The organism is Legionella sp. (assembly GCF_049790535.1).
In the GTDB taxonomy this organism is placed as follows: Bacteria; Pseudomonadota; Gammaproteobacteria; order Legionellales; family Legionellaceae; genus Legionella.
Map to the genome: position 1 here is coordinate 1 of NZ_JBAQZB010000148.1, position 4,945 is coordinate 4,945.

Sequence of the window (4,945 nt, forward strand, 5' to 3'; positions counted from 1 at the left end):
TCAGGCACTGGTAAAATTTCCAAATTTTTTGGAGTTCGACGATGCTCAGTTTCAAATGGAAGCATTTCAAACAGGATATGATCCTGCTGTTGGTCAGATGTTATCTGGCCTATTCCCTGAGCTATCGGGATTTAAAGAAGTTCACTCAGCCAAGGCTACACTGACTGGCATTGAACTGCACCACATGCTACGAAAAGGGCAGCATCTGCAGGTAGGAAAACAGTCCATCTTCGAACAGTTTTATGGGCTTGCAGCATAGTTCCATCCAGAATTTCTCCACCCTACGTCTAAACAATTTTTCGAGACAGAGCCGTAATTGGTCTTATTTATCCAGATGTTTTTTAAGGAGCTGGCATATTTCATCAGGTGGTACAGGTTTAATACACACCTCATTAGCCCCTAACGCAATACATTGTTGCTGCAGAGATTCATCAGCATGGGCTGTAATCACAAGAATAGGCGTTAATCGATTCAATGGGTTTGCGCGCATTATAGGTATTAATTCCCATCCCTCTTTATCAGGCAAGCCTAAATCTAATATAATGCAACTATAGGCTTGCTGCGATAAGGAGTCTAATGCTTGGACTGCGGTGTCCACCAGCTCTAATTGATAATTAAGTCCACCTAGGGCAGCACGATAAATGTGCTGACACATGAGGTTATCCTCAATAATTAAGAGATGAAGACTACTGGGTTGATTGTGCGTCATCGCATATTCTCGCTTTAGTTTTCTTTTTTCAAATCATCACGAACACACGGTGGTGTGATAAAGGTAATTTGGGGAGAAAAAATTGGGTGATAAAACTGGGTAAATACCAATAAGCCAACACTAAAAGCGCTTTTGGACCTTCTCCTTTCTTCAAATACCGCAACCCACTTAACAAACCCAACCCAAACATCGATACCAAAATTTTTTGGTTGGAGATGATAAGCAACATAAAACCAAGTCCAGCCACCACCAGCTCATCCATGGTTAACGTTAAGACCCTTTTGGGTGTATAACTCTTATTTGCTTCACTATTTTCATTGTTATTAACCGGATAAATTGATGATTTTTTAATGCTCTCAAAATCGGCATTCCCACATGAATCAGTCATCTTTCTTCTCCAACTGCTTTTTATTTTCATTATTAAACTGAGGGACAGCGGCATTTAATTCGGATATTGATCGGTAGCAAGATCAGTATCTATTTAGGTGATCTTCTAGACGTATTTTGGCTTCCTGTACTTTCTTTCGATTTGATCTTTTTGCGGATTCTGAAAGAAATCTATTTGACTCCTCGGAGATCTGTATTGTGACAAAGACTTTTTTGTAATCGTTATTTGATTCCAATTTCAACTCCATGGAAAAAGGTTACTTCAAATATGAACCGATAAATATATAAAGCTTCGGTTTATATGTTATTATTCGATATATGAGCCGATCGACTCGAAAATGAGTCGACTTAAACCAATATTGACTCGTTTTCGAATCGATGTCAACATTTTATTGACTCGAATTTGAATTAAGCTTGGGATAAATGACAAATATCAAAGTAAGTGAAATTTTAAGTGCGTTGATGGGTGATATAAGTGAAGCGGCGCTTGCAAACGCAATTAATGTTCCCAAGGCCACTATTCATAGAGTGCTATCTGGTAGCACTCCTGATCCACGGGCAGGCACCTTACTACCAATAGCCCAATATTTTAACATCAGCATAGAACAGCTCATGGGTGTTGCTGAGTTGCCCAGTGGCTTTCCTTTACAGGTAAAAAAATCATTTGACTCTATTAAAGTACCATTTATTCCTATGGAAGAATTAACGCCATGGATTAACAATGAATATAGCTCAACAAAATTTTATGAAGTTACTTCTTTTAGCCATAAATCTATCGATCAATCTTGCTTCATCACACAAATTAATACCGATGAAATGGCTCCCATGTTCCCAAATAAAACTTACTTAATTGCAAAAAAAACAATGTCCGTTCACAATGACGACGTTATTATCGCAACAAATCTTACAGAAAACTCAGTTTTGATCCGAAAATACGTCGATCTCAAAGGTGAAAAATATCTCATTCCGGCCAATTCTTCTTATTTTATAATTAATTTTGATCAACAAATTAGATTAATTGGAGTAGTAATAGAAGGAAGAATTATTATTTAATGGAGTATTTTAGGATGTATAGTAAGGCTGTATCTAGACTTTATGATATTTATTGCTCTCCTAGTAAAATAATAAATGGCATCAAAGGGTATCTATTAAAAATAAGCGCTATTGATATTCAGAAAACCCCTAATGTTCGGGTTGTCGATAAAAAGATAAAAAATAATAAAGTTACTTTAAAAATTCAAATCATTAACTCAAGAGCCTCATACACAACCTGTTTATCTAATGTTATTTCAGATTATGATTTTATAAAATTATGTGAACCGATGTCACTTATACGCATAGGTTATTACTCTAAAATTGAAGAAATGAACAGACCCCTTAATTTAGGAAATAGAGTACAATCTCAAATAAACTTATTTCAATTTATCTCCAACAAATTCAAAAGAAAAATTGAAAATAGAATTAATGCCAATGACTATTGGTACACTTTTATTGAGCTCTATATGCATAATAATGAAATAAAAACCAGGTTATTAATATCTGAAAGCAGTGGTATTTTTGATGTCCCCTTTCTTGATTTAATACGGGACAAATCTTTGTTAGAAAATATTTATTCGCCGGATTTACTTCGTATGGGATATCAACTCTGTCAATTAGAGATCCAGAAAAAACGCAACCCAACATTTGAGATTTGATGTGGAACAAGAGTATATTACACAAGAAAATATTACAAAAAGCGCATACCCCTATTTGTTAGCTGTATTTTGCTCCATTATTATTCTAGGCAATATATATGCGCTTAAAATCACTAGATTTTTTTCAATGCTAACACCAAGTGGTATGATTTGTTTCCCTTTTACTTTTTCTATATGCGATATTATAACCGAAGTTTATGGCGAAAAAGCAGCTAATAGAGCCATCAAGATGGGCTTAATCATTCTTGTAATCTATTTTATCAGCCTTAATATTGTCACCATGCTTGAACCAGCACCTGGCTGGGAAAACCAGCAAGCATGGGAAATTATTTTTTCGTCTTCTCCAAGAATAATTTTAGGTACATTCCTTGCATATTATCTTGGAGAAAAAATTAATTCAAAAATACTATCCATTTCAAAGTCCATCTTTAATGGAAAATTCTTTCTAAGAAGATCGATTGCATCCACAATTATTGGCGTTACTGTTGATACATTCGTCTTTAATTTTATAGCTTTCTTTGCAAAATTTTCATTAAGCTACTGGCTCATATTCACTTGTCATCAATTAATATTAAAAGTAATTTTTGAGCTATTCGGATCTTGGATTTCAAGTATTATCGTTCCAATATTAACCAAATACGAGAATTTGAGTCCTGTTCAACCAAAAGCCTGGATTAACAAACACTGGCAAGCCAAATCTAAATAATTATGCAAACCTTAAGCTGGCATCACTTGCTACGCTTTTTTTTTCATCTCCAGCTGCGGCGCTATGAAATTGGTATCGTCTAGAACCAGCTAACGGAGATGCGGTAGCTGCAGAATAAAATCGATTAATAGCTTCTATTGCTTCCACATCATCTTCTTGTATCAGTGCCAATAACTCTTCTTTTCTCGCCTCGACCAAATCATCTGGATGAAATCCAGGAGAGGTAATTGCCTCAATCAAGGTGTACCCGCCACTACCAAAAACCTCTTCTGCATACCAACAATTCGCAGGAATTGTAAACTCTTTTACAGCATCATCATGCTCTTCACCTAGATAAACTTGACGATATTCTCCATGTGCATCTATACAATGGATTAAAAGATCATTCCCTTTGATATGCTTAAAAACCTCTGTCGATTTCAGTTGATGAAACGGCCAAAATTCGCCTGGTGCCATTAAGAGCCTAATCCCTGCTTTTGCATTTCTATTCCCCGAATAGCCAGGAGGAAGATCTGCTTGAGCAATTATTTCAGGTGCGCGAAATGTTTCAACGAAGCAACCTCGTCCTGGTACAGCAATGTTTAGTCCCAATCGAGAAGATAATTCATGTGTAGGCTCAAGTGACATTGTCTTTTTCATTACGAAAATAACATAAGGAGAATGATCACACTCAGAAACCCACTGTGAGCGTTCATCCTCAGCTGAACGAGGTTCCACTTCCTCTATTATGGTAAAACCAGCTGCAATTGCTATCTCTCTATAATCTGCTTTCGTCCAATAAAAATCATCCAACTCTAAATTAATTTCTTTGATTTTTACCCTAACTCGATCCCCACTTTTTGCTTCCATATTGCCAGGATAATTTGTATCTACAGAAGTCCATTGATGTTTATAAAAATCATCATTGACCGTGAACACAACAAAGGTCCCATCAAATTTCATCACTCTATATGCTTCAGCAAAATACTGAGCAATTTCTTCTTTTGTACTCATTTCCAAAACCACTAAAGACGAAAAAGCCAAGTCATATTTAGATGGTCGTTGCGGAATAACAGCATCCGTAATGAGTTGATATCTGCTTTCATTTTCCCTATCTAATTCCTTAGCTTTTGTAACCATAGCTTCGTCAATATCAACACCATCTGAGTTAAAACCAATGCTTTCTAAATATTTACGCGAGCGTCCTACACCAGATCCAAAATCCAATGCTCGATTATCTCCACTTGTAACATACCTATCAAATATCGCTCCAAACTCTCCATACGCTAATGATATCGTGCCTTCATCTTTATTATGTTGTGCATAGGTATTCGCTTTTTCACCATAGTTATTAATACGCATAGCCGATCCTAATCATTAATGTCATAAATTATCTTCTCTAAATATTTCCATAAAATACGTTTTCTGCTTGAAACTAGATGCTATATTATAACACGAGCTCTAATGCTT

7 protein-coding genes and 1 pseudogene are annotated in these 4,945 nt (G+C 35.9%); 4 read left to right on the plus strand and 4 right to left on the minus strand.

Features of this window, described 5'->3' with window-relative positions:
- Positions 1 to 259, plus strand: a pseudogene (locus WA877_RS09980) (hypothetical protein); the annotation flags it as partial.
- 63 nt (positions 260 to 322) lie between these two features.
- Here WA877_RS09980 and WA877_RS09985 read toward each other — a convergent pair.
- From WA877_RS09985 to WA877_RS09995, 3 genes are all read right to left on the minus strand, one after another.
- Positions 323 to 709, minus strand: a complete 387-nt coding sequence (locus WA877_RS09985; RefSeq protein ID WP_425170769.1) for a response regulator — start codon at positions 707 to 709, stop codon at positions 323 to 325.
- A 28-nt stretch (positions 710 to 737) separates the two neighbouring features.
- Positions 738 to 1,097 (minus strand): type IV conjugative transfer system protein TraL, encoded by a 360-nt coding sequence (gene traL, locus WA877_RS09990; protein WP_425170770.1) that lies wholly within the window; start codon positions 1,095 to 1,097, stop codon positions 738 to 740.
- Positions 1,098 to 1,179: 82 nt separating this feature from the next.
- Positions 1,180 to 1,344 (minus strand): TraY domain-containing protein, encoded by a 165-nt coding sequence (locus WA877_RS09995; RefSeq protein WP_425170771.1) that lies wholly within the window; start codon positions 1,342 to 1,344, stop codon positions 1,180 to 1,182.
- Positions 1,345 to 1,519: 175 nt separating this feature from the next.
- Between WA877_RS09995 and WA877_RS10000 the strand changes: the two genes are divergently transcribed.
- From WA877_RS10000 to WA877_RS10010, 3 genes are read left to right on the plus strand one after another with little or no spacing between them, the layout of a single operon-like run.
- Entirely contained in the window at positions 1,520 to 2,149 is a 630-nt protein-coding gene (locus WA877_RS10000; protein WP_425170772.1) for a S24 family peptidase, read from the plus strand.
- Between the two features lie 14 nt (positions 2,150 to 2,163).
- Positions 2,164 to 2,790, plus strand: coding sequence for a hypothetical protein (locus tag WA877_RS10005; RefSeq protein ID WP_425170773.1), 627 nt, complete (start codon positions 2,164 to 2,166; stop codon positions 2,788 to 2,790).
- 1 nt (position 2,791) lies between these two features.
- Positions 2,792 to 3,496, plus strand: a complete 705-nt coding sequence (locus WA877_RS10010) for a queuosine precursor transporter (protein WP_425170774.1) — start codon at positions 2,792 to 2,794, stop codon at positions 3,494 to 3,496.
- Here the strand turns inward: WA877_RS10010 and WA877_RS10015 are convergent, their stop codons facing one another.
- Positions 3,497 to 4,837 carry a cupin domain-containing protein gene (locus WA877_RS10015; protein WP_425170775.1) on the minus strand — a complete coding sequence of 447 codons (1,341 nt, stop codon included), beginning with the start codon at positions 4,835 to 4,837 and terminating at the stop codon, positions 3,497 to 3,499. It abuts the gene before it with no gap.
- Between the last annotated feature and the right edge of the window lie 108 nt (positions 4,838 to 4,945).